Source organism: Micromonospora sp. NPDC048063, assembly GCF_043202855.1.
Taxonomy (GTDB): domain Bacteria; phylum Actinomycetota; class Actinomycetes; order Mycobacteriales; family Micromonosporaceae; genus Micromonospora.
Window position 1 is genome coordinate 72529 of the sequence record NZ_JBIDBG010000014.1, and the last position, 23925, is coordinate 96453.

The following is a 23925-nucleotide window of genomic DNA, read 5'->3' on the forward strand; positions in this document are numbered from 1 at the left end:
GCCCACCCGGGCGCCAGGCGTGACATCGCTCCTGCCCGTCGGCGACGTGCCCCGTGTCAGGTGGGGCCGCGACGCGGGGACGCACGACGGGCGGTCCTTCCGATACCGTCGGCGGGGCGCGGCGCGGCGCCGCTCGCCGACGCGGGCCGGGGGAGCCCGCCGGCATCGGGGGAGGTTCCATGATCGGCACGGTGGCCCGGTACGTCGCCGGGGCGGTGGCCGCCTGGCTGGTGTTCGTCGTCGAGGCGGTGGTCTGCTACCTGGCGCTGTTCGCGTACGCGCTGGTCACGGGTGCCCCCCTGGGCAGTCCGTTGGCCGGGCCGTTCTGGGTGCTGGTCGCCGCCCTGCTGGGCGCCGCGCTCGTGCCGCTGGCGGTGGCGCCGGCCGTCGTGATCGCCGACGCCGCCGCGAGCCGCCACGGGCCGGTGGCCCGCACGCTGGCGGCCTGCGCCGTCGCCGTGGTGATCGTCGGGCTGTACGTCGGCGGCGTCGCGGCGGTCACGGAGACGGCCGTCACCGACGCGGTGCTGGCCTGGCCGCTCACGACGGCGGCGCTGCTCTGCCCCGTCGTGGCCTACGCCGCCGTCGTGCACGGCTCGCCGGCGGCGACCCGGCTCCTGCCCCGCTGGCGCCGCACCGATTCCTCCGACACCGTGGCCGCCCAGCAGTCGCCCGCCGGCTCCGAGGGCCCGGTGCCGGCGGCCCCCCGGGCCGACCACGCCGACCGGCCCTGACGGTGACCGGCGTGCCGGACCGTCCACCGGCCGACCTCGTCCCTGCCGGCGTGCCGGCCGAGCAGCTCACCCACAACACGCTCAACGGGGTGACCGGTGGCATCTGGCGCACCCGCCGGGACGGACAGGCGGCCGTGCTGAAGCTGGTCACCCCGCCTGGCCGCCCGGGCCCGGCGCACTGGGCCGGCAGCGACGAGCCAGGGCACTGGAACTACTGGCGACGCGAGGTCGAGGCGTACCGCAGCGGCCTGGCCACCGCCGCGTACGCCGACGCGGGGCTGGCCGCGCCGACGTCGCTGGCGGTCGACGACCGGCCGGACGGGTCGGTGGCGCTGTGGCTGGCCGAGGCGATCGGCCGGCCGGGCATCGCCTGCACGCCCGCCGACCTCGGCGAGGTTGCCGCCCGGCTCGGCGCCGGGCACGCCCGCTGGCTGGGCGATCCCGAGGCGCGGGAGCTGCTGCCGGGCGGCCGGGCGTTCTGGCTGGCGCGTGACTGGCTGCGCGACTACACGCTCACCCGGCCGGTGGCCGCCGCGGTGCCGTGGGAGCACCCGGTCGCCGTCGCTGCCTGGCCGCGCCCCCTGCGCGACGCCCTGCGCACGCTGTGGGAGCGGCGGCACGAGGTGCTGGCGGCCACCGACCCGCTGCCCCGCACGCTCTGCCACCACGACTGCTGGCCCATGAACCTGGTGTTCGGCGACGGCGGCCCGGTGCTGCTGGACTGGTCGGGCGTGGGGCCGGGGCCGCTCGGCGAGGACGCGGCGAACCTGGTGCTCGACACCTTCCTCGACGGGCTGGTCGACGTCGCCCTGCTCGACGAGGTGGCCGCCACGGTGGTCGACCGCTACGTCGAGGGGCTGCGCGGCGCCGTCGCACCGGCCGTGGTCGTCCGGGCCGTCCGGCTCACCGGGGCGGCCAAGTACTTCTGGCTGGCGCCGATGATGCTCGGCCGGCTCGGCCGGACCGCGATCAGCGGGACCTACGACGCGCGTGACGAGGCGGAGATGATGGCCGGCCGCCGGCCGGTGCTGGAGTTGCTGGTGCGCTGGGCCGCCGAGGCGCTGTCCTGACGGGTCGGGGGCCGCTCAGCCCTCGATGTTGAAGCGCTGCAACACCGACGGGGCGACCAGCCCGAGTGCCGCGAGCACCGAGACCGCCGTCAGCACGGCCCGGACGACGATCACCTCGGTCTTGCTGCCGGCCCGCAGGGCGATCTTGTTCGGCAGGCCGATCGGCGTCCACATCCGACGTTTGATCGGGATCGGCCACAGGATCGGCACGCCCGCCCGGGTGATCATGTCGCCGAGGATGTGCACGAAGCAGCCCACCCCGACGGCGGTGCCGATCAGCGGGTAGCCCCGGTCGCCGGGCAGGTTGGCGAAGGTGAACCAGGCCGCTCCGGCCGACGCGAGGGTCACGATGACCCAGCCGGCCCGCTCCGCCCACTTGTCGAACAGCCCGCGCAGGGCCAGCCCGAACATGAAGAACAGGATGCCGATCACCGCCCACTTGCCGTACGCGGCGCAGAGCGTGGTGGTGCCCCAGCCGACCAGCAGGGTGAACGGGATGGTGTGGGTCAGCGTCCGGTGGCCGTTGTTGCGGCGGGGGTCCTTGCTGAGCTTGGTCGCGTAGTAGACCCCGAGCGAGATCTTCTCCATCACCTCGGCGATGAAGAGCGAGAACACGCCGAAGGTGCGGGCGACGGTGGCCCCGCCCTGGTTGCGGGTCACCTTGCCGGACAGGTCGAGGTCGGGGAAGAGCGCCCCGCCGGCGCAGACCGCGGTGCCGACGGCGAGCTCCAGCGGAGTCTGGTGGTAGTTGGCGAAGTGGTCCAGCGCCCAGGACCCGGTCAGCCACACCGCCGCGCCGGACAGCGCGTGGGACGGTCCCATCATGTCGGCTCGCCCTCCCCAGGGATCTTGAGCGCCAAAACTACGCCACTGTAGTTCGTCGCGGTGGCGCAGGGGCATCACCCGGACGGTCCACAGAGGGTGGTGTCGGGGAGGGGTGCCGGTCGATGCCGGGCCACCAGGAAGTATCGCGTGCCGCCGGGCGGGCGGGGCCGTTCTGTCGGCCACCGGACGGCGTGCCGCGCGGGGTGGCCCGGCACGCCGTCCCGCACGCCGTCCGGCAGGCCGCCGGCCGGTTCAGCAGGCGGCGCCGCCGACCGCGAGGAGATTCCCCTCGGGAATGGTGATCTTCTGCCGGGGCTCACCGAGCCGGGCGGCGGCCCGCCGGGCCTGCGCCGGGCCGTGCTCCCGGCACGCGGTCGCGTACGTGCCGGCGGTCCGGGCCGCGATGGTGGCCCAGCCGTACCGCCGGCCGACCATGGTGCGGGCCTGCCGGGCCACCCGCCGGGCGAAGACCTCGTCGCCGATGAGCCGGTCGACCGCGCCGGCGAGGGCGTCCGGGTCGCTGTGCGGGAAGGTCACGCCGGTCACGCCCGGCTCGACGATCTCCGCGAGGCCGCCGGTGCGGGCCACCGCGAGGGGCGCGCCGGCCGCCGCCGCCTCCAGGGCCACCATCCCGAAAGGCTCGTAGAGGCTGGGCACCACGGTCGCGTCGGTGGCGCCGAGCAGCGCCGGGAGCTGGGTCGAGTCCAGGAAGCCGGCGAAGCGTACGGTCTGCCCGAGCGCGAGCCGGCGGGCCTCCTCCTCCAACTCGGCGCGGTAGGGGCCGTCGCCCGCGATCACCACCCGCAGCCCGGGGTGCCGGTCGCGCAGGTGCGGCACGGCGTGCACCAGGTGCTGCACGCCCTTCTCGTAGACCAGCCGGCCGGCGTACCCGACGAGGGGGCCGTCGCCGGCGAACCGGGCGCGGGCCGAGGCGACCGCCCGGGGTTGCGCCCGCCAGGCCCGGTCGTCGACCCCGTTGGGCACCACGTCGATCCGGTCGGCCGGCAGGTCGAAGAGCGTGGCGACCTGTTCGCGCATGTAGCCGGAGCAGGCGATCACCCGGGCGGAGGCGTTGCTCAGCCAGTGCTCGACACCGTGGATGGTGCGGTTCATCTCCTCCGGCAGCCAGCCCTGGTGCCGGCCGGCCTCGGTGGCGTGGATGGTGCTGACCAGCGGCAGATCCAGGTGCTCGGCGAGGGTGACGGCGGTGTGCGCGACGAGCCAGTCGTGGGCGTGGATGACGTCGTACGTGCCGGCCTCGGTGGCGCGCAGGGCGGCCCGGGTCAGGGTGTGGTTGAACGCCATCGTCCAGGCGAGCAGGGAGGAGGTGGCCAGCGGGAAGGTCACCGGGTCCTCGGCGGCCCGCAGGATCCGGACGCCGTCGGCGTACTCCTCCAGGGGCGCGCCGTCGGCGTGCCGGGTGACGACGGTGACCTCGTGCCCGGCGGCGGCCAGGGCCACCGACAGGGCGTGCACGTGCCGGCCGAGCCCGCCCACGAGTACGGGCGGGTACTCCCAGGAGAGCATCAGCACCCGCTGCTGCCGGGTGGGGTGGATGTCGATCACGTCGGCGTCAGGTGACATGCGGCCCCCTTTGAGTTGTCCCCGAGCGCGCGCCGGCACCGCGGAGGGTGCCCGCCGGGTGTCGCGACCGGATCGGCACCCATCCTCCTGGCGGCCGGCTAACCAGCGGAGACGCCGCCGTTGCGGTCGTGTAAAGCGCTACCGGCGGGTGCGGCGCACGCGCAGCACCTCGGCGACCGACCACGCCTGGAACGGGCAGCCGGTCGCGCCGTGCGGCGGGAGGCCGTCGGCCGTCTCGCTCACCGATCCCAGGCCGTATTCGGCCAGATGAGCTTCGATGCCCACGAAAAGGTCGTCGACCGGCATCTTGGCCCGCCGGGCGGCGTCGGCGTACGGACCGAGCAGCCAGGGCCACACGGTGCCCTGGTGGTAGGCGCCGTCCCGCTCGGCCGGCCCGCCCCGGTGCCGCCCGACGAACTCGGGCGAGTCGGGGGAGAGACTGCGCGGGCCCAGCGGGGTGAGCAGCCCGGCAGCGACCCGGCGCAGCGTGGGCTCGTCGGGCTCCAGCGGGGCGTACGGCAGCGACCAGGCCAGCAACTGGTTGGGGCGGAGCAGGTCGTCGTCGTGGTGCGCGGCCCCGCCCAGCGGGTACGCCGGCGCGGGCGCGTCCACCACGTCGTGCAGCCAGCCCGTCGGGGCGGGGAACCGGTCCCGGAACGCGGCGACGGCCCGCTCGTGCAGCCGCCACAGGTCGGTCGCGTCCCGCCCGGCCAGCTCGGTCAGCTCGGCGAGGCCGGCCAGCCCGTTGACCCACAGCGCGTTGACCTCCACCGGCTTGCCGGTGCGCGGCGTGACCGGCACCCCGTACACCCGGGCGTCCATCCAGGTCAGCGCCGTGCCCGGGGTGCCGCCCTGGGTGAGCAGCCCGTCGGCCGGGTCGACGGCGATACCGAACCGGGTGCCGGCCAGGTGCGCGTCGACCACCCCGCGCAACGCGGGCAGCAGCTCGTCGCCGAGGTCGGTGTCGCCGGTGACGGTGACGTGCCGGCTCACCGCGTGCAGGAACCACAGCGTCGCGTCGACGGTGTTGTACTCCACCCGGCCGGTGTCGGCGGTGTTGGCGAGCATCCCCTCCGACAGCGTCGCCGCGTACGCCCGCAGCAGCTCGCGGCCCTCGTCGGCCCGGTTGGTGCAGAGGAACAGCCCCTCGTAGGAGATCATCGTGTCCCGCGACCAGGCGCCGAACCACGGGTAGCCGGCCACCACGTCCGGCCCGGCGCCGGTGCGGATCACGAAGGCGTCCGCGGCCAGCGCGAGCGTCGCCTCGACCGGGTCCGCCGGCTTCGCCGCCGCCACGACCCGCCGGTTGCGGGCCCGGGCCGCCGCCACCACCTCGGTCGCCGGCGGGAGCTCCTGCGCCGGGTCGCCGGCCCAGGCGAGCACCGACACCGTGTCGCCCGGCCCGCCCAGCTCCCCGGAGAAGCGACCGGCGTACCAGAGGTCCTCGTCGGGGTGCAGGCCGCGCGCCGCCTCCTCCCGGTGGTGCGCGCCGTGCCACCACCGACCCTCCGGCGTCCAGTCCGGCCCGGCGAGCCGGAAACCGCCCTCCACCACCGCCCCGCCCGGCACCGGCTCCACCCGCGGGGCCGGCCCGTCGGCGCGGCGCTCGCCGTGCGCGTCCCGCCAGGTGCAGACCGCCGCCAGTTCGAGCCGCACCGGACCGCCGGAGACCAGCCGGTGCACCACCGCCACGCACGGGCGGCCGTGCGTCATCGCCAGCTCCCGCTCGATCACCACGTCGCCGACCCGCCAGCGCCACCGGGGCAGGCCGTCGGTCAGGTCGAACCGCTCCAGCAGCTCGAAGCCACGCGGGTCGACGTCGCCGGAGGCCCACTCGTGCGCGCCCAGGCGCACCCGGGCGCCGGAGGCGAGGACCACCGCCGGGTCCAGGCTGACCAGTCCCACCCGTCGGGACGCCGGCGTCTCACCGGCCACCACCAGCAGGCCGTGGTAGCGGCGGGTCCGCAGCCCGCTGACGGTGCCCATGGCGTACCCGCCGAGGCCGTCGGTGACCAGCCACTCCCGGGCCGCCCCGCCGGTCAGGTCGCCGCACACCTGCGGACCCAAGCGAATGTCGATCAACTTTCCTCCACCGGCCGCGGCGTGCGACGGACCACGACGAGAATGGCCCGTGTGGTGAAGTCCCCCGGCGGCGTCGAAGATGTGCGAGTGATCACCGACATGCCGCCCCCCGACGACCGCGCGCCCGACCCCGAACGGCTCCGGCTGGCTCAGGCCGACGCCGGGGAGCAGGACTGGCGCGCATGGGGTCCCTATCTGTCCGAACGGGCGTGGGGGACGGTACGGGAGGACTACAGCGAGCACGGTACGGCCTGGGACTACTTCCCGCACGACCACGCGCGGTCCCGAGCCTACCGGTGGAGCGAGGACGGGATGGCCGGCGTCTGCGACGACCGGCAGACGTTCTGCTTCGCCCTCGCCCTGTGGAACGGCAAGGACCCGATCCTCAAGGAGCGGATGTTCGGCCTCGGCGGCGACGGCGGCAACCACGGGGAGGACGCCAAGGAGTACTGGTGGTACGAGGACTCCACGCCCACCCACTCGTGGATGCGCTGGCGGTACCACTACCCGCAGGCCGCCTTCCCGTACGACGAGCTGGTCGCGGTCAACGCCCTGCGCGGCCGGGACGACACCGAGTACGAGCTGGTCGACACCGGCATCTTCGACGACGACCGGTACTGGGCGGTGACCGTCGACTACGCCAAGGCGACCCCGACGGACATGTGCGTCGTCGTCACGGTCGCCAACCGGGGCGACCGGGCGGCCACCCTGCACGTGCTGCCCACCCTCTGGTTCCGCAACACCTGGGCGTGGGGGCTGCCCGGCTGCGACCGGGTGCCTCGGCTGGTCGGCGAGGGGTCGCGCCTGGTGGGGGAGCACCGGGTGCTCGGCCAACTGCTGCTGGAGGGCGACGGCGAGCCCACGCCGCTGCTCTGCGACAACGACAGCAACGCCGAGCGGCTCTGGGGGCTGCGCAGCCGGTCCCGCTACCCGAAGGACGGCATCAACGACCACGTAGTCGACGGGGCCGCGACGGTCAACCCGGCCCGGGAGGGCACCAAGGGCGCGCTGCACTACGTGCTGGACGTGCCGGCCGGCGCGCAGCGGCGGATCCGGCTGCGGCTGACCCGTACCGCCCCGCCGCCGGGCGGCACCCCGCCCCCGCCGGCGGACCTCGGCGACGGCTTCGACGCGGTGGTCTGGGCCCGGCGGGCGGAGGCGAACCGGTTCTTCGCCGGCGTGATCCCGGCCGCGGCGACCCCGGACGAGGCCCTGGTCGCCCGGCAGGCGATCGCCGGGCTGATGTGGGGCAAGCAGTTCTACCACTTCGACGTCAAGCGCTGGCTGGAGGGCGATCCGGGGTCCGCGCCGCCGCCCGGTCGCCGGCACGGGCGCAACAGCGCCTGGTGGCACATGAGCAGCTTCGACGTGATCTCCATGCCGGACCCGTGGGAGTACCCCTGGTACGCGGCCTGGGACCTGGCCTTCCACTGCGTCAGCATCGCCCGGGTCGACCCCGGCTTCGCCAAGGAGCAACTGCTGCTCCTGCTCCGCGAGTGGTACCTGCACCCCAACGGGCAGATCCCGGCGTACGAGTGGGCGTTCGGCGACGTGAACCCGCCGGTGCACGCCTGGGCGGCGCTCAAGGTGTTCGAGATCGACGGCAGCCGGGACCACGACTTCCTGGCCCGGGCGATGCACAAGATGCTGATCAACTTCACCTGGTGGGTCAACCGCAAGGACACCGGCGGCAACAACGTCTTCGAGGGCGGCTTCCTCGGGCTGGACAACGTCGGCCCGTTCGACCGTTCGGCGGCGCTGCCCGTGGCGGGGGTGCTGGAGCAGTCCGACGGCACCGGCTGGATGGCCATGTACGCCCTCAACCTGCTCGACATCGCGATCGTGCTGGCCGAGCACGACCGCACCTGGGTCGACACCGCCACCAAGTTCTTCGAGCACTTCGCCTACATCGCGGCCGCCGCGTACGAGCAGGGCCTGTGGGACGACGAGGACGCGTTCTTCTACGACGTGCTGCGGCTCGCCGACGGCACGAAGGTGCCGCTGAAGGTCCGCTCGGTGGTGGGGCTGCTGCCGCTGGCCGCCACCACCCGGCTCACCGCGCGTACCCTGCACCGGCTGCCCGAACTGGGCGCCCGGCTGCGCTGGTTCCTCACCAACCGCCCCGAGTACGCCGACGTGATCGGCGCGCGGCGGCTCGGGCCGGACGGCCGCCAGCACCGGCTGCTGTCCATGGTCGGCCCGGAGCAGATCGTCCCGCTGCTGGCCCGGATGCTCGACCCCGACGAGTTCCTCTCCGAGTACGGCCTGCGGACGTTGTCCCGGGCCCACCTGGACAAGCCGTTCTCGGTGACCCTCGGCGGCCAGGAGTTCAGCGTCGGCTACGAGCCGGCCGAGTCGACCAGCGGCCTGTTCGGCGGCAACTCCAACTGGCGCGGCCCGATCTGGATGCCGACGAACTTCCTGCTGATCAGCGCGCTGCGCGACTACGCCGCGTTCTTCGGCGACGACCTCCAGGTGGAGTACCCGACGCGCTCGGGGGTGAAGCGGACGCTCGACGAGATCGCCGACGACCTCTCCGCGCGGCTGATCTCGCTGTTCACCCGCGACGGCTGGGGCCGGCGCCCGATCTACGGCGCCGCCCACCTCTTCCAGACCCACCCGGACTGGCGGGACCTGATCTGCTTCCCGGAGTACTTCCACGGCGACAACGGGGCGGGCCTGGGCGCCTGGCACCAGACCGGCTGGACGGCGCTGGTCGCCGACCTGATCCTCACCCTTCGCCGCTGACCGGGCGGCGCCCCGTCGGGTGCCTGTCACCGGGCCGGCCGGGCTCGCGGCACCGGTGCCGGGGGCGGACCGCGTCGCCGGGTGTCCGCCCCGCAGGGGCATGGGTTGCGGGATCATGTCCGCCGTGGCGGTGCGCGGCTTCGCCGACCTGGCCGCCGCGCTCGCCGCCGCCCGGGCCACCGGCGGGAGCGACCGCGGCGCCTGGCCGGGGGCGGTGACGGCTGGGCCCTGCTGCACGGCATGGTCATGCTCACCCACGGCGGGCGGCTGCGCCCGGAGACGCAGGAACAGCGGGAGGAGATGGCCGTGGCGAGGCTGCTCGCCGGCCCGTGACCCTCCGCCACGACCGGCGTGACGGGCGCCGGGCCGGCGGAACCCGGATGACCGGGCCGGCGGAGGGCAGTACCGTGGCGCCGGCCGTCAACGGGAGGAAAGCCATGGCAGACACGACGCGCCGGCGCGGCGGGCAGGTGCTCGTCTTCGACGCCGACGACACGCTCTGGGAGAACAACATCTTGTTCGAGCGGGTGATCGACGACTTCCTGGAGTGGCTGGACCACCCCACGCTCGACCGCGCCGAGACCCGCGCCATCCTGGACGACATCGAGCGGGCCAACACGGTCGCGCACGGCTACGGCAGCAAGGTCTTCCTGCGCAGCCTGGCCGAGTGCCTGGAGCGGCTGCGCCAGCGGCCCGCCACGGAGGCCGAGCGGCGCGAGATCGAGGGTCTGGCGGCGGCGCTGGCCGATCACCGGGTGGAGCTGATGCCGGGGGTGGCCGAGGCGCTGGACGACCTGGCCGGCCGGCACGAGCTGTTGCTGCTGACCAAGGGCGAGCCCGAGGACCAGCAGCGCAAGCTCGACGCCTCCGGGCTGCTGCACCACTTCCGGGCCGCCCACATCGTGCCGGAGAAGGACGTCGACACCTACCGGTGGCTGACCCGGAAGCACGACATCGACCCGGCCGTCGCCTGGATGATCGGCAACTCCCCGAAGTCCGACATCCTGCCCGCCCGCGCCGCCGGCATGAACGCCGTGTTCATCCCCAACGACAACACCTGGGTGCTGGAGCACGCCGAGCTGGACCCGGCCGACCGGGGCGTGTTGCGGCTGTCCGCGTTCCCCGAACTGCTGCTCCACTTCTGAGCCGTACGCTGGTCGCGGGCGGCGGCGCGAGGGCCGCGCCACGGCGGTCGCCTCGACGGGGAACAGCGCTGGCCCGCAGGGCCGCGTTACGTCGACATGCCGCTTTTTCACCTTGACATCAATCACGCTCGCTCGGACCCGGTTCGTCCTTGTCCGGCCCGCGGACGCGCGCCTAACCTGATCCGGCGCTCACGGCTCGTCGGGGTGAGTCGGGGGCGCGCCGAAGTCCGGTAGTTGGGCACCGTGGAGCTGAGTGCAGGCGGCAGGCTCGCCGTGGTGAGCCCGGCGTGGGCGGCGTGCCACGCCCGCGCGCTCATTCGGTGATGTCCGCTACCACGCCGGACGGCTGGGGGTCAGGATCGGGGAGTTGCGGACCCGGTCCTGACCCGCCCCCAGCGGACACGCCCCCTCCACCCCGGCTCGACGTCAAGGGGTCAGGGAACCGTGATGCCAAGGGACCACGGGAACGTGTGCCGGCTGCCAGGATGTCCGGCATGAACCGGAGAAACCTCCTAATTGCCGCTGCCGGCGCGGCGGCGTCCGCCGTCGTCGCCCCCGGGGCCCGCGCCTCCGCGGCCCCGGTGGCCCCGGCAACCCGGGACGCCTGGAGCACCACGACCACCGTGGCCCGCTATCCGAGTGATCGGCGCATGTGGGTCGACCCGAACAACCGCGCCGCCAAGCTGCGGACGCTGCCGGTGGAGTGCCGGCAGGTCATCGTCGTCGGCGGCGCCAGCTACACCACCACCTACGCGACCCTCGAGACGTACGCCAAGGTGCTGGGCCACTGGCGGCGGGTGTCGGGCGCGCTGCCCGCCCGGATCGGGTCGAAGGGTTTCAGCGACAACCACGTGGAAGGGGTGCCCACCACCCCGACCGGGGTCTACTCGATCGGCCCGACCATGTACGGCATCGGGGCCAACCCGGGCGTGCGCTACCCGTACCACCGCCTCGTCAGCGGCGACTGGTGGAACGAGAACCCGGAATCGTCGCTCTACAACACCTTCCAGCACAGCGCCACCAACCCGGGCGGCTACAGCGAGGCGCTGTGGCAGGAGACGCCCGCGTACACGCACTTCGCGGTGATCACCTACAACATGCCGCCGAACGTGGCGAAGCCCGTGCCGTACGCGGGCAGCGGCATCTTCCTGCACGAGTTCAGCACCAGCGGCGGCAACCCCACCGCCGGCTGTGTCAGCCTCTCGCACACCAACCTGGTGGCCGTCCTGCGGTGGCTCAACCCGGCGCTGTCGCCGCGCATCGTGATCAGCCCGTACGCGAACCTCGACCGCTACTGACGCTCGCCCTCTATCCGAACTCGCGGATCCTCCAGCCGTGCCGGCCCAGGTGCCGGCACCCCGACGGTGGCGAGCCGGTCTTCGTGATGCCGGCACCGTTCATGCACGACAACAAGGACGACAGCGCCTCCCCACACGGCAAGGTGTGGAGCGACAAGGTCACCCAGAGGGTGACCCGGTCCGGCGCCACGTCGACGATCACGCTCAGCGCGGATGCCGGCTGGCTCGCCGACAAGGCCCGCGTATACCCGGTGGTCATCGACCCGACCATCCAGATCCGCCCGGTGCCGGACGCCGCCCAGCAGACCCAGATCTACCAGGGCGCCGCGACCACTCCGCAGGGCGGCACGTACCAGCTGAAGGTCGGCACGGACGACTACGCCTGGCGGTCCCTGATCAAGTTCCCGCTGCAGTCCAGCATCATCCCGCCGGGCACCGCCGTCGACGACGCGCGCCTGGAGATGTACTACGACCAGACGCACACCGCCTGGGAGTACGACGTCCTGATGGAGGCCCGGCGCGTCACTGAGCCATGGAGCGAGGAGACCGCGACCTGGCAGAACATGAACGCCAACATGACATCGACGGCGGCTGGCAACCTGGTGCAGCTCGACGACGGCGACGCTGGCACCTCGGTGAGTGGTACCTGGAGCTACTCCGGTAACGCGGAGCTGACCCCGCTGGCTGTCAAGTCCGACTACCGGTACAACAGCGACCCCGTCGCCGGAGACACGCACACCTGGACGCCGACGATCACGGAGACCGGGGACTACAAGGTCGAGGCGCACTACGTCGGGGAAACGGACCGGACGAGCGTCACCTACGCCGTCACCCACGCCAATGGCACCGTCAACGCTCCGCCGGTCAACCAGGCCTCGCCCGTGGGCCGTGGCGCTTGGGCCACGTTGGGCACCTACCGGTTCAACGCCGGCACCACCGGCAAGGTCGTGCTCAAGGACGTCGCGGGCAAGAGCGTGATCGTCGACGCGGTGCGCTTCACGCGGTGGGGCGTGTCCAACAAGCCTCGCGCTGTCTCGAGTGCTTGGAACTCCTTTGCCGTACGGGACGTCGTGCAGCAGTGGCTCAACGGCACGGCCAATCACGGCTTTGTGGTCAAGGCGGTGGACGAGGCCACGAAGCAGCGGGGTGGCCCGATCTTCGAGGCGTCCAAGTACCGCTACATGAACGACCGGCGGGACTTCAACCTGCCGAGGCTGATCGTGACCTGGGGTCGTCCGGGTGTGGCGGTGGACCCGCCCACGACCGTCACCTCCACCGGCGCCGTTCTGACCTGGCCCGGCTACGTCGACCCGTCCACCTCGCCGAATGACGACGTCGTGGAGTACCAGGTGCACCGCAGCGTGTTCCAGGTCTTCGCGCCCACGGCAGCGACCCTGATCGCGCCGCTGTCGGAGTCCGCACGATCCCATCAGGACACCACTGCGGTGCCCACAGCGGCGGACAACACCAACCCCATGGACCGCAAGTTCTACTACTACATGATCGCGGTCAAGACCAGGGACGGCCAGCTCATCGCCGGTCCGACCCAGCCGGTGATGCTGCCGAAGGCGGGCCAGATCACCAAGATCATCCGCCGCGGGGCCACGGCCGGCGACGTGATCGACACCAATATCGGCTCTCTCGTACCGAACCAGAACCTCAGCGTCTACGACGGTGACCCGTACGTGGGGGTTGGCAACAACTCCACGGTCTACGGTGACACCCGCGGCCTGATCAAGTTCGCCAACCTCTCGGGCATTCCCAGCAACGCCAAGGTCGTCGATGCGCAGTTGCGGCTCTGGACCACCTACAACTACGGGCCGAACGACCCCGACAGCGGCACTGTCGACGTGCACGAGCTGAAGCAGAACTTCAGCGAGACCACCGCTACCTGGAACCAAGCCTCGACAGGCGTGTCGTGGAGCGGCGGCAACTACGACCCGACCCCACTCTCCGGTTTCAACGGGTACACCAATGACCCGGAGTGGGAGACCTGGGACGTCACAAAGGCAGCCGCCAAGTGGGTGCTCAACCCCGCCGCCAACAACTTCGGTCTGCTGCTCAAGTTCAAGAACGAGGCGGCCGACAACCAGCGGGTCATGATGCTCAGCTCGGAGGCTCCGGAGCGGCTGCTCCGGCCGACGCTTGAGGTCACCTACCTCGAGCAGACCGCCGAGTCTACCTACTACGCCGCCTCGACCCCGCAGACGCTGACGCCCAACGCCACGTACACCCTCCCGGTAACCGTGTCGAACCCGACGCTTGCGGCATGGAACACCAGCGACTGGGAGTTGTCGTACGACTGGAAGCGGCGGGACGAGACCGGCGCCCTGGTCGACGCCACCGACGAGAGTTTTGAGCTGCGCACCGCGCTCCCGAAGGATGTGGCGCCGGGTGGCACGGTCGACGTCACCGCGCAGGTGAAGACGCCGCCGTCGTCTACGGAAGGCAACAAGCGCACCGAGTACATCCTCCAGTGGCAACTGCGCAACAAGATCACCGGGAAGTGGCTCTCGGAGACCACCCCGATCAAGCCGTTGCCACAGAACGTGGCGGTGGAGGAGCCGACCTCCGACGAGCTCGGTCTGGAGAAGTTCTACTCGTACGCGGGGAAGAACACCGGCGCCGGTGGCACCCTGATGAACAACCTGTACGCCGGCAACACCGTCTGGCCGTACAACGCGTTGAGCAACCCGTCGCGGGGCCTGTCGACCTTCGTCCGGCTGGCCTACAACTCGCTGGACACCAGCGACACCGTCGCAGGCTACGGCTGGTCGCTGCAGGCGTCGTCGATGATGCGCCTGGTTCGCCGCTGGACTTCCACCCCAACCCGAACCCGACGAAGGTCACCCTGACCGATGGCGACGGCACGAGCCACTGGTTCACCTGGGACGTCGCCGCGGGGGAGTGGAAGGCGCCAAAGGGCGTGCACCTGCACCTGCAGAAGGTCACCACTCTCGACTGCAAGCCCAACACCCAGGAGCCGAAGGCGTGGGTGCTGACCCGGCCCGACCGGACGCAGTTCTTCTACGACTGCGAGGGCTTCCTGTCCAGCGTGGTGGACAACAACGGCAACGAGATGCGCTTCGTGTACGAGGAGCGCAAGTCCAACAACAAGCCGACCAAGTTCCTCAAGTACCTGCTCGACCCGACCGGCCGGCAAACGCTGACCATCGACTACTACGCCAAGGGCAAGGCGTTCGACTACATCGACGACACGGACTGGACGCGGAAGTCCGCGACCAACCTGACCAACCCGAAGATCATCGACCACGTCTCGCAGATCACCGACATCTCGGGGCGCAAGCTCACCTTCACCTACACGGACAAGGGTCTGCTGGGTGAGCTGATCGACGGTGTCGGTTCCAGCGGCAACATGGGCGACCAGAAGGTCTTCAAGTTCGCCTACGACATGACGCAGGGGAACAAGAACGTCAAATTGGTCAAGGTCACCGACCCGCGCGGCAACGCCACCGGGCTGGTCTACAACTATCCGCAGGCCGGCGACGACCCGAAGTGGCACTGGACCACCAAGTCGTACACCGACCGGCTCGGGCACCTGACGCAGTTCGCCTACGTGGACCCGGACGGCCCGCAGGAGAATGCGATCCACACCACGGTGACGGACGCGGAGAATCACGCCAGCCAGTACCAGATGGACGGCGACGGCCGGCCCACGCAGGTCACCAATGCGAAGAACGAGGTCACCAAGCTCGGTTGGGACGGCGACCACAACGTCGAACGGTTGGAGGAGGCCAACGGCGCCGTCTCCACCTGGGCGTACGACGCCAAGACCGGCTACCCGACCGAGACCAAGGACGCCGAGGCGGTCAAGAACGGCACGCCGGGCACGGTGCTGACCTACCAGCGCCAGCTCAACGGCTACGTCGCCGACCTCACCGAGAAGACCAGCCCGGAAGGGCGCAAGCACACCTTCGGGTACGAGCCCGATGGTGACCTCGCCTGGGTGGTCGACCCGATGGGCAACACCACGTCGGACCCGGAGGACTACAAGACCTCCTACACGTACGACGCGTGGGGCCAGATGCTGACGGCGACCGACGCCAACGGCAACACCACGGTCAACGACAGGTTCGACCCGAACGGCTACCCGCAGACGATCATCGACGCGAAGACCAAGTCGACGACGTTCGTCTACGACGTGCGCGGCAACGTCCTGAAGGTCACCGACGCCTACGGCAAGGACACCACGCAGACGTACGACACGTTCGGTCGCCCGCTGGAGAACCGGATTCCGAAGGACCAGTCGGCCGGCGACTTCATCGTCACCCCGGCTCCGAAGTACGACGAGAAAGGCGAGCATGACGTCATCGCACATGGCTCTAAAGATGGTAATGCCGTCATCGACAGCGTTCCGGTTGGGGCGAATGAGATTGCAGAACTCGTCCGGAACAACCCTGCCTACCGCGGGCAGACCTGCCGTCTCCTCGTTTGCCATGCGGGTAGTTCCGGATTTGCGCAAGAAATGGCGAACCTCCTCGGTGTTCCCACCCGTGGTGCGACCGACAGGGCGCGAGGCGTCTACGGCGGTGGTACCGAGGTGGCCAATGGGGGATACTGGCGCTTGTTCCTGCCGATCGTCAGAGGGTGAGGGTCGATTGCTAGAGAGAGTAGGTTTCTTTCGTGAGCTGGAGCCGCAGAGTAAGAACCCTAAAGCCATCAGCATCTTCGATGCTGTAAGAACTGTTGGGGAGCCAGACGAACTGCGAATTGTTGACTACCTGCGGTCGGGGCACCTGATAATTCCGGTCATGGAGGGGGCGCCGGACGTTATAACGAATGAGTACGGCTATCCTGAGTCCTCTGGATGTTCCTCGTGGATCAGTGACGGGACATGGGTGTGGCGCCAGGACCTGTCCCACTATGTCGGAGTGCACCACGTGCTATTGCCTGACGATTTTCTCGCCCATGTCAGGATGAACCGATACGTGGTTCCGGAGCTTTCTGAGGAGCAGTTCTTGCGGCTTGGCAGCCAATTGGGGGAGGAGTGGGGTAAATGACGGTCTGACTCTCTCGGCCGGTTGGGTGAATGCTCACCCAACCGGCCGAGTTGTATGTCGTTGCCTCCTCTGCGTGCGGATTCGTCCATGAAGTTCCCCGCCTGGTTGCGACTCTGAGGATGGACGCTGTTCCAGCGCGAAGAGTTGCCGGCCTGTCCATCAAATACATGAACAATGGCGGCGAGGCGCGGTCGATCCGCTAAGGAGCAATGCGAATTGATCCGAATGGAGCTACGTAAGGGCGTTGCGTTGATCGGACCGGGCGCTGAGCATGGGGGCGAAATTGCCTACGGGCTGAAGGCCGTGTTGGGTAAGTGTGGCTCTCGTCCCCTGGTGTGGACGGGCTGCTTCGTCGCTTCGCCGATCGTATCGAACGCTCGCTCGGCAGCGCCTCCTGCTTCCATGTCGTTACGCCGACACGCTATCGAAAATATAGACGTTTGTCACCCGAGTTTGCCCGCTTTGCACCTTGTTGTACCCGGAGCTCCACTTAGCCTGAGCGCGCTCAAGGTTCAACGGGGGAGCGGCATGATGAAGCTTCAGATCCGGCTTCTGGGCAGTGTGGAGCTGTGCGTCGACGACCAGGTCGTCACGCCCGGCGCGGCAAAGCGGCGCGCGGTCCTCGCGGGTCTGGCACTGGACGCCAACCGCGCCGTCTCGTTGCCACGGCTGGCCGACATGGTCTGGCCCGACGTGCCACCCGCCTCGGCGGTGGCGAATCTGTGTTCCCACGCCGCTGGGCTGCGGCGGGCGGTGGGCGATCGGCTGGTCGCCCGCCCCAACGCGTACGAGCTGCGGCTCTCGCCGCACGAGCTGGACGTGACGGAGTTCCACCGGCTGGCGGGCGAGGGGCGGGGCCTGCTTGCCGCGGCCGACCCGGCCAGCGCCGTCGACACCCTCACCGCCGCGCTGGCGCACTGGCGCGGGGCGTCCGGCGACGGCCTGCCCCGGGGCACTGCGCTGGACAACCGTTGGGCCAGCCTCGATGAGCAGCGACTCCAGGTCTTCGAGGAACTCGCCGGGGCGCGGCTGGCCGCCGGTGAACACGGCCGCCTCCTGCCCGAGCTGCGCGGGCACCTCGCGGCCCACCCGCTGCGCGAGCGCGCCTGGGCGCAGCTCATGTTGGCCCTCTACCGCTGCGGTGACGTTTCGGCGGCACTCACCGTCTACCAGGACGCCCGGGCAATACTGGACGAGCAGCTCGGCATCGAGCCGGGCGAGGAGCTGTCCACCCTCCACCGCGCGATGCTCGACAGGGCGCCGGAGCTGACGTACGCCCCGCCGCCCGCGCCGGTCACGACGGCGGCTGTTCCGGTTGTCCCAGCGCCTTCGGCGGCCGTCGCCGCGCCAGCGCCGCTTCTGGCTGCCGGGCCCCTCGGAGGCGCCGGGTGGGTGGTGCCCCGGGAGCTGCCGGCCGGTCTGGTCACCTTCGTCGGCCGGCGCCGGGAAACCGCCGAGGTGGTCACGGCCCTGCGCGGTGCGAACTCCGCCGCGGTCGTCGTGGCCGGCGCGTTCGGCAGCGGCAAGACCGCCTTGGCGGTACGCGCCGCGCACACCGTCGCCACCGACTTCCCCGACGGGCAGGTGTTCGTCGACCTCCGTAACCGGGCCCCGGTGACCCCAGGTGAGGTGCTCGCCCGGGTGCTGCGCGCGATCGGGGTCGCGCCCGACGACGTGCCCGGACACACCGACGAGCGAGCCGGCTGGTACCGGTCGCTGGTCGCAGGGCGGCGGCTCCTGCTGGTGGTGGACGGGGTCACCCGCGCCTCCCAGGTCCGACCGCTGCTCCCGGCCGGCCCCGGTCCAGGCCTGGTCGTGGTCGCGCAGCGCCGGTTGGCCAGCCTGGACGGCGTACGGCGGGTGACGCTCCGCCCGCTCGCCGCCGACGACGCGCGTGACTTGCTGGCGGATCTCGTCGGCCCGGAGCGGCTGGCCGTCGATCCGGCGGCCACCGGCGAGCTGGTGCGCCTCTGCGCCGGGTCGGTGCTCGCCCTGCGCGTCGCCAGTACGCGCCTGGCGGCCCGTGCAGGGCTGTCGGTGGCCACCCTGGTCGGTCAGCTCGCCGACAGGCGGGAGCGGCTCGACGTGCTGGACTACGACGATCTGTCGGTGCGGGCCAGCCTGGCCGCCGTCGTCGCCGCCGTCCGCGCCGACGACGAGGTGGCCGGGCGGCTCCTCGCGCTGCTGGGCGCGGCGCCTGACGCCTTGCTCCAGCCTGAGCGGGTCGCCCGGCAGCTCGGGATCTCCGCGGCGCGAATGCGCCGCGCCCTAGACGACCTGGCCGACGCGCACCTGGTCTGTCGGGACGAGCAGGGGAGGCACCGGCTGCCGGCGTTGGTCCGGGAGTACGCCGCCGAGATGGCCGCCGAGCCGACCGTCGCGGCGAACCCGCTGACGGGTTGGAGGGTTGAGCCGTTCGCGGCCTGAGCAGCGTGCCGGGAAGCCCGCCGAGCGGCAGGCAGTCTCAGGAGACCTCGCCGCGCACGATTGCCACCGCCACCCGGCAGAACTCGTCCATGTCTGGCTGGAAACCGGCCGCGATGTCGGGGTGCAGGCCGCCGCGGGTCTCGTCGAGCAGCCGCTGGCAGACCTGCTCGACCGGCTCGCCGGCGTAGCTGGCCCGGACCCGTTCCGTCGCGGCCTGCAGCGCCGAGGTCAGCTGGTCCTCCAGCGGGCCGCGCAGCTTCTGCTGCACGGGATCGAGCCCGCGAGGGTCCAGCGTGACATGTGGCTCCGACATCGGCGCTCCTTTCGTCGGCGTCCGCGGTACCCCACCGCGGCCGTCGGTCAAACCACGTTCGGTGCGGCGGCGACCCGCACCTGGTACGAGAAGTCATCGGCCGGTTCCTCCATGTACGACAGCCGGCGGATCTGCCGGTCGTCGTCGTAGAGGGCGACATCCACGAGGACGCCGAGGTGCGCCAGGCCGATGCTGGCCACCCGCTTCTTGTCCTGGAGCACCGCGCACACCCCGCCGAGCAGGGTGCTGGCGTCGGAGGTACGGTGCCCCGGCGGGCAGCGCAGCACGAGGTCCACCTCGACCGGCCCCGACAGCGGGGTCCAGCCGGTGCGCTGGGCCGCCTCGCAGGCCGCCAGGAGCAGGGCGCGGACCCTCGTCGCCTGCCGGTGCCCGGCGGCGAAGATGGACAGCGCCTCGGTCTTGACCGGTGGCAGGCCGCTCACCTCGAACGTCAGGGCGAGAGCGCGGGTGTCCTGCACGACGGCACCTCCTCGTTGGGGACGATCCTGCCCAACCGGTGGAGCGGTGCAGGGGAGTTCCCGCGAGAACCAACCGATCGGACAGGCTGGGGTCGGCCGGAGGCGTGTCGACGTCGGCGGCGAACGCGCTGGCTGCGGAGCTACGGAAACGTTAGTCGACCGGCCGGCCGCTGGATAGCTGCACGCTCACGGGGTGGGACGCGGCGCGAAGGCGCAGAACTCGTTGCCCTCGGGGTCGGCCAGGACCCACCACTGGACCGCGTCGTCGGGCTCGCGCAGCAGCCTCGCGCCGGCCCGGATCAACGCGGTCGGCTCCGGGTCGGTCAGGTCGACATCCCAGTGCATCCGGTTCTTGACCGTCTTGCGCTCGGGCACCGGGCCGAAGACCCAGTGGTCCCACGGGAAGCCGACGGCGCCCACGACCGAGGCCGCGCCCGCGTCGCCGGCCTCGACCTTGCCGCCGGTCACCCCGGCCCACCAGGCGGCCTGGGCGGCCGGGTCGGCCGCGTCGACGACCAGCTCGAACGGGCCGGGGCGGGCGCCCGCGCGGGGCGGGAACGCGCAGAACAGGTTGCCGTCCGGGTCGGCCAGCACCCACCAGCTGATCTCCGCGTCCGGCTCGCGCACCAGGCGGGCGCCGGCCGCCAGCAGCGCCGCCGGGTCCGCCTCGGCCAGGCGCAGGTCCAGGTGTACGCGGGTCTTGACGGTACGCGGCTCGGGCACCCGGTTGACCCAGATCGACTCCGCGCCGGACCGGGCCGCCCGGGGGTCGACCCGGGTGTCCCCGTCGCCGAGGTCCACCACGTCGCCGTCGAGCACCCGCGCCCAGAACACCCCGGTCTCGCGGGGATCGGCGGCGTCCAGACACAGATCCTTGAAGCTCGCGATCACACCCCCATCATCCCGCCCACCCCCGCCCGCTCCAGTCCCGCCACGCCCGCTCCACCGCCCAGTCGGCCCGCCGCCCAGCCCCCGCCCGGTTGATCATGAAGTTAGTGGCGACGAAGCGGACAAATGGTCCCAACAACTTCATGATCAACGGGCGGGACGGGCGGGACGGGCGGGACAGGAGGGGTGGGAGGGGCGGGTGGGAGGGAGCGGGTGGGTCAGTGGCGGGTGCGCTTGATTTCGTGGAAGGCGGGCATCCGGATCAGGGGAAGCAGGGAGTCCCAGATGGTCAGGGCGTCGTCGGTGCCGGGGACCTCGGTCAGGATCGGGCCGTGGATGCCGCGTTCGGCGCCGGGCAGCATCAGCACGGGTGAGCCGACGTCGGGGCCGGCGGATGCGTACGCCAGCGCGTGCGACTCGCGTACCGCGTCGTCCCAGCGGTCGTCGTCGAGGGCCGGCGCCGCCTCCTGGAGGTCCGTGGCCTCGACGGCCGTGTCCACGATCTTCGGCGACAGCGGGTTGCCGGCGTCGTGGCTGCGCGCGCCGACCTCGGCGTAGAACCGGGCGACGTCGTCGTGGCGGCCGTCGGCGCGCAGCGCCTCCACCAGCCGCAGCGCCCGGCTGGAGGCGGCCATCGCCTCGGCGAACTGCGGCGCGACGTTCCCCTCGTTGAGGATGGCCAGACTGAACGCCCGCCACTCGAGGTGCAGACCGCGGGCGTCGGCGACGGCGACGAGCCACCGGGACGTGCGCCAGGTCCACGGGCAGGCGGGGTCGAAGAAGAAGGTGGCGTCCATCGGCCGAGCCTACGGGCGGCCCGGCGGACCCGCACCGCGGTGATCCGCACCACACCCAGCCCCTGTCGGGGCCGTCTCAGCAGCGTCAGGTTTCGCGACTTCGCAGGTCGGGCAGTGTTGGGGCCACGAAACGCCGGGGCGGCGGATCCGCAGGTCAACGCCCTGATCGTTCCGCCGTGCGCCGGGGCACGGAGCATCACCCCGGCTTTGGCCGACACGAGGGGAGGGGTGATGAGCGACCCTGACAAGGCCCGACGCCGGGGACGGCCCCGCGTGCGCGCGGTGGCCGCGGCCGCGGCGTTGACGCTGGTGGCGCCGATGGCGGCAGCCTGCGGCTCCGGCGGGGACGGCGGCACGCCCACGATCAACCTGTACTACCCGCCGGAGCAGAACCTGCAGAAGGTCGTCGACGACTGCAACGCGCAGGCCCAGGGGCGCTACAAGATCGCCTATCGGGTGCTGCCGCGGCAGGCGGACGACCAGCGGGTGCAGCTGGTCCGCCGGCTGGCCGCGCAGGACAGCGGCATGGACGTGCTCGGCCTCGACGTCACCTGGACCCAGGAGTTCGCCAGCGCCGACTGGATCCTGGAGTGGACCGGCCAGGACAAGGCCGAGGTGGAGCAGGGCACCCTCGCCGGGCCCCTCGAGGCGGCCCGCTACCAGGACAGGCTCTACGGCGCGCCGAAGAACACCAACGTGCAGCTGCTCTGGTATCGCAAGGACCTCGTCCCCGAGCCGCCGAGGACCTGGGACCAGATGATCTCCACTGCCCAGGAGCTGAAGCAGCAGGGCAAGCCGTACCAGGTGCTCACGATGGGCGCGCAGTACGAGGGTCTCGTCGTCCTCTACAACACCCTCGCCGAGAGCGCCGGCGGCAAGATCCTCAGCGACGACGGCGAGCAGGCCGTGATGGACGCCGGCACCGTCCGGGCGCTGGAGCAGCTCCAGCGCTTCGCCACGTCGGGCGTGACGTCGCCGTCGTTCAGCAACGCCACCGAGGACCCCGTCCGGCTGGAGTTCCAGTCCGGCAGCGGCGCGTTCCAGGTGAACTGGCCGTTCGTCTACCCGGCGATGCAGGAGGCCAATCCGGAGCTGGCCAAGCAGGTCGGCTGGGCGCGGATCCCGGGCATCGACGAGAACACCCCGAGCAAGGTCACCATCGGCGGGGTCAACATGGCGGTCAGCGCGTACTCGAAGCACCCCGAGGAGTCCTTCGAGGCGGCCCGGTGCATCCGCAACGAGAAGAACCAGAAGTTCTCCGCGATCAACGACGGCGTGCCGCCGACCATCGAGAAGGTCTACGACGACCCGGAGATGGCCGAGGCGTACCCGATGAAGGAGACCATCCTCGAGGAGCTCAGGGACCCGGCGGTCCGGCCGCTGACCCCGGCGTACCAGAGCATCTCCACCGTCATGTCGGCGATCCTGTCGCCGCCGTCGGCGATCAGGCCACAGCAGACCGCCGACGAGCTGCGCGACGCCATCGCCGACGCCCTCGACTCGAAGGGGGTCCTGCCGTGAGCGTCAACGCCACGCCCGCCGGCGCCGACGCCACGGCGCAGGCCGAGCGCCCCGCCGGGCGGCACGCCGCGGTGCCGGCCCAGCGGGGCGGTCGCGGCCGGAAGGCCCCGCTGAGCGAGAACAGGAGGGCCGAGCGCCGCCTGGGCTGGCTGCTCTGCGCCCCCGCCGCGCTGGTCATGGTGCTGGTGACCGCGTATCCGATCCTCTACTCGGTCTGGCTGTCGCTTCAGCGCTTCGACCTGCGCTTCCCCGACGAGCGCGAGTTCATCGGGCTGGAGAACTACGTCACGGTGCTGACCAACGAGTTCTGGTGGACGGCGTTCGGGGTGACCGCGCTGATCACCGTGGTCACCGTCGCGGTCGAGCTGGTGCTCGGCATGGGGCTGGCGCTGATCATGCACCGCACGCTGGTCGGCCGGGGCATCGTCCGCACCGCGGCGCTGATCCCGTACGGCATCGTCACGGTGGTCGCGGCGTTCTCCTGGCGGTACGCGTGGACGCCCGGCACCGGCTACCTGGCGAACCTGTTCAGCGAGGGCGCGCCGCTGACCGAGCGGGCCAGTTCCCTGGCGATCATCATGCTGGCCGAGATCTGGAAGACGACGCCGTTCATGGCGCTGCTGCTGATGGCCGGCCTGGCGTTGGTGCCGGAGGACCTGCTCAAGGCCGCCTCCACCGACGGCGCGACGGCCTGGCAGCGGTTCACCAAGGTGATGCTGCCGGTGATGAAGCCGGCGATCCTGGTCGCGCTGCTGTTCCGCACCCTGGACGCGTTCCGGGTGTTCGACAACATCTTCGTGCTGACCGCGGGCGGCAACGAGACCTCGTCGGTGTCAATGCTCGCCTACAACAACCTGATCCGGGGGCTGAACCTCGGCATCGGGTCGACGATGTCGGTGTTGATCTTCATCGCCGTGGCGATCATCGCCTTCGTCTTCGTGAAGCTGTTCGGTACCGCTGCTCCAGGCAGCGACGACGGGGAGAGGCGCTGAG

Annotated in this window: 17 protein-coding genes; 10 read left to right on the forward strand and 7 right to left on the reverse strand. The window is 71.5% G+C overall.

The features are described from left to right. Positions 1–179 precede the first annotated feature (179 nt). Together ACGFZ2_RS27195 and ACGFZ2_RS27200 are read left to right on the forward strand one after the other, a co-directional pair. Positions 180–734, forward strand: a complete 555-nt coding sequence (locus ACGFZ2_RS27195) for a hypothetical protein (protein WP_393458204.1) — start codon at positions 180–182, stop codon at positions 732–734. 11 nt (positions 735–745) lie between these two features. Further along, positions 746–1804: a phosphotransferase gene (locus ACGFZ2_RS27200; protein ID WP_393458207.1), complete on the forward strand. Its 1059-nt coding sequence runs from the start codon at positions 746–748 to the stop codon at positions 1802–1804. A 15-nt stretch (positions 1805–1819) separates the two neighbouring features. Here ACGFZ2_RS27200 and ACGFZ2_RS27205 read toward each other — a convergent pair whose 3' ends face one another. From ACGFZ2_RS27205 to ACGFZ2_RS27215, 3 genes are all read right to left on the reverse strand, one after another. After that, positions 1820–2629, reverse strand: a complete 810-nt coding sequence (locus tag ACGFZ2_RS27205; RefSeq protein ID WP_350711186.1) for a metal-dependent hydrolase — start codon at positions 2627–2629, stop codon at positions 1820–1822. 252 nt (positions 2630–2881) lie between these two features. Then, entirely contained in the window at positions 2882–4213 is a 1332-nt protein-coding gene (locus ACGFZ2_RS27210; protein ID WP_393268115.1) for a glycosyltransferase family 4 protein, read from the reverse strand. A gap of 138 nt (positions 4214–4351) precedes the next feature. Further along, positions 4352–6295, reverse strand: a complete 1944-nt coding sequence (locus tag ACGFZ2_RS27215; protein WP_393458209.1) for an amylo-alpha-1,6-glucosidase — start codon at positions 6293–6295, stop codon at positions 4352–4354. Positions 6296–6394: 99 nt separating this feature from the next. Here ACGFZ2_RS27215 and ACGFZ2_RS27220 point away from each other — a divergent pair, with 99 nt between their 5' ends. The 6 genes from ACGFZ2_RS27220 (at position 6395) to ACGFZ2_RS27245 (ending at position 18934) form a co-directional block, all read left to right on the forward strand. Further along, positions 6395–9043 carry a glucosidase gene (locus ACGFZ2_RS27220; RefSeq protein WP_393458357.1) on the forward strand — a complete coding sequence of 883 codons (2649 nt, stop codon included), beginning with the start codon at positions 6395–6397 and terminating at the stop codon, positions 9041–9043. 437 nt (positions 9044–9480) lie between these two features. Further along, positions 9481–10188, forward strand: a complete 708-nt coding sequence (locus ACGFZ2_RS27225; RefSeq protein WP_393458212.1) for an HAD family hydrolase — start codon at positions 9481–9483, stop codon at positions 10186–10188. A gap of 494 nt (positions 10189–10682) precedes the next feature. Beyond that, positions 10683–11486, forward strand: coding sequence for a L,D-transpeptidase (locus ACGFZ2_RS27230; protein ID WP_393458215.1), 804 nt, complete (start codon positions 10683–10685; stop codon positions 11484–11486). Positions 11487–11572: 86 nt separating this feature from the next. Then, positions 11573–14341, forward strand: coding sequence for a DNRLRE domain-containing protein (locus tag ACGFZ2_RS27235; protein WP_393458218.1), 2769 nt, complete (start codon positions 11573–11575; stop codon positions 14339–14341). 71 nt (positions 14342–14412) lie between these two features. Then, positions 14413–16098 (forward strand): hypothetical protein, encoded by a 1686-nt coding sequence (locus ACGFZ2_RS27240; RefSeq protein WP_393458221.1) that lies wholly within the window; start codon positions 14413–14415, stop codon positions 16096–16098. A 940-nt stretch (positions 16099–17038) separates the two neighbouring features. Then, entirely contained in the window at positions 17039–18934 is a 1896-nt protein-coding gene (locus ACGFZ2_RS27245; RefSeq protein WP_393458224.1) for a BTAD domain-containing putative transcriptional regulator, read from the forward strand. Between the two features lie 37 nt (positions 18935–18971). Here ACGFZ2_RS27245 and ACGFZ2_RS27250 read toward each other — a convergent pair whose 3' ends face one another. From ACGFZ2_RS27250 to ACGFZ2_RS27265, 4 genes are all read right to left on the reverse strand, one after another. Beyond that, the gene (locus tag ACGFZ2_RS27250) at positions 18972–19247 is read right to left on the reverse strand and encodes a hypothetical protein (protein ID WP_350684079.1); all 276 of its coding nucleotides are present in this window, start codon (positions 19245–19247) and stop codon (positions 18972–18974) included. A 47-nt stretch (positions 19248–19294) separates the two neighbouring features. Then, positions 19295–19726 (reverse strand): hypothetical protein, encoded by a 432-nt coding sequence (locus ACGFZ2_RS27255; protein WP_393458227.1) that lies wholly within the window; start codon positions 19724–19726, stop codon positions 19295–19297. Between the two features lie 186 nt (positions 19727–19912). After that, positions 19913–20617, reverse strand: a complete 705-nt coding sequence (locus ACGFZ2_RS27260; RefSeq protein ID WP_393458230.1) for a VOC family protein — start codon at positions 20615–20617, stop codon at positions 19913–19915. A gap of 215 nt (positions 20618–20832) precedes the next feature. Beyond that, positions 20833–21411, reverse strand: a complete 579-nt coding sequence (locus ACGFZ2_RS27265) for a DsbA family protein (RefSeq protein ID WP_393458233.1) — start codon at positions 21409–21411, stop codon at positions 20833–20835. A gap of 231 nt (positions 21412–21642) precedes the next feature. On the opposite strand from ACGFZ2_RS27265, the gene ACGFZ2_RS27270 reads away from it, so the two are divergent. Both ACGFZ2_RS27270 and ACGFZ2_RS27275 read left to right on the forward strand, forming a co-directional pair. Then, positions 21643–22932: an ABC transporter substrate-binding protein gene (locus ACGFZ2_RS27270; RefSeq protein ID WP_393458236.1), complete on the forward strand. Its 1290-nt coding sequence runs from the start codon at positions 21643–21645 to the stop codon at positions 22930–22932. Continuing rightward, positions 22929–23924: a carbohydrate ABC transporter permease gene (locus ACGFZ2_RS27275; protein WP_393458239.1), complete on the forward strand. Its 996-nt coding sequence runs from the start codon at positions 22929–22931 to the stop codon at positions 23922–23924. The genes ACGFZ2_RS27270 and ACGFZ2_RS27275 overlap by 4 nt, the downstream gene beginning before the upstream one ends. The last annotated feature ends 1 nt before the right edge of the window (position 23925 follow it).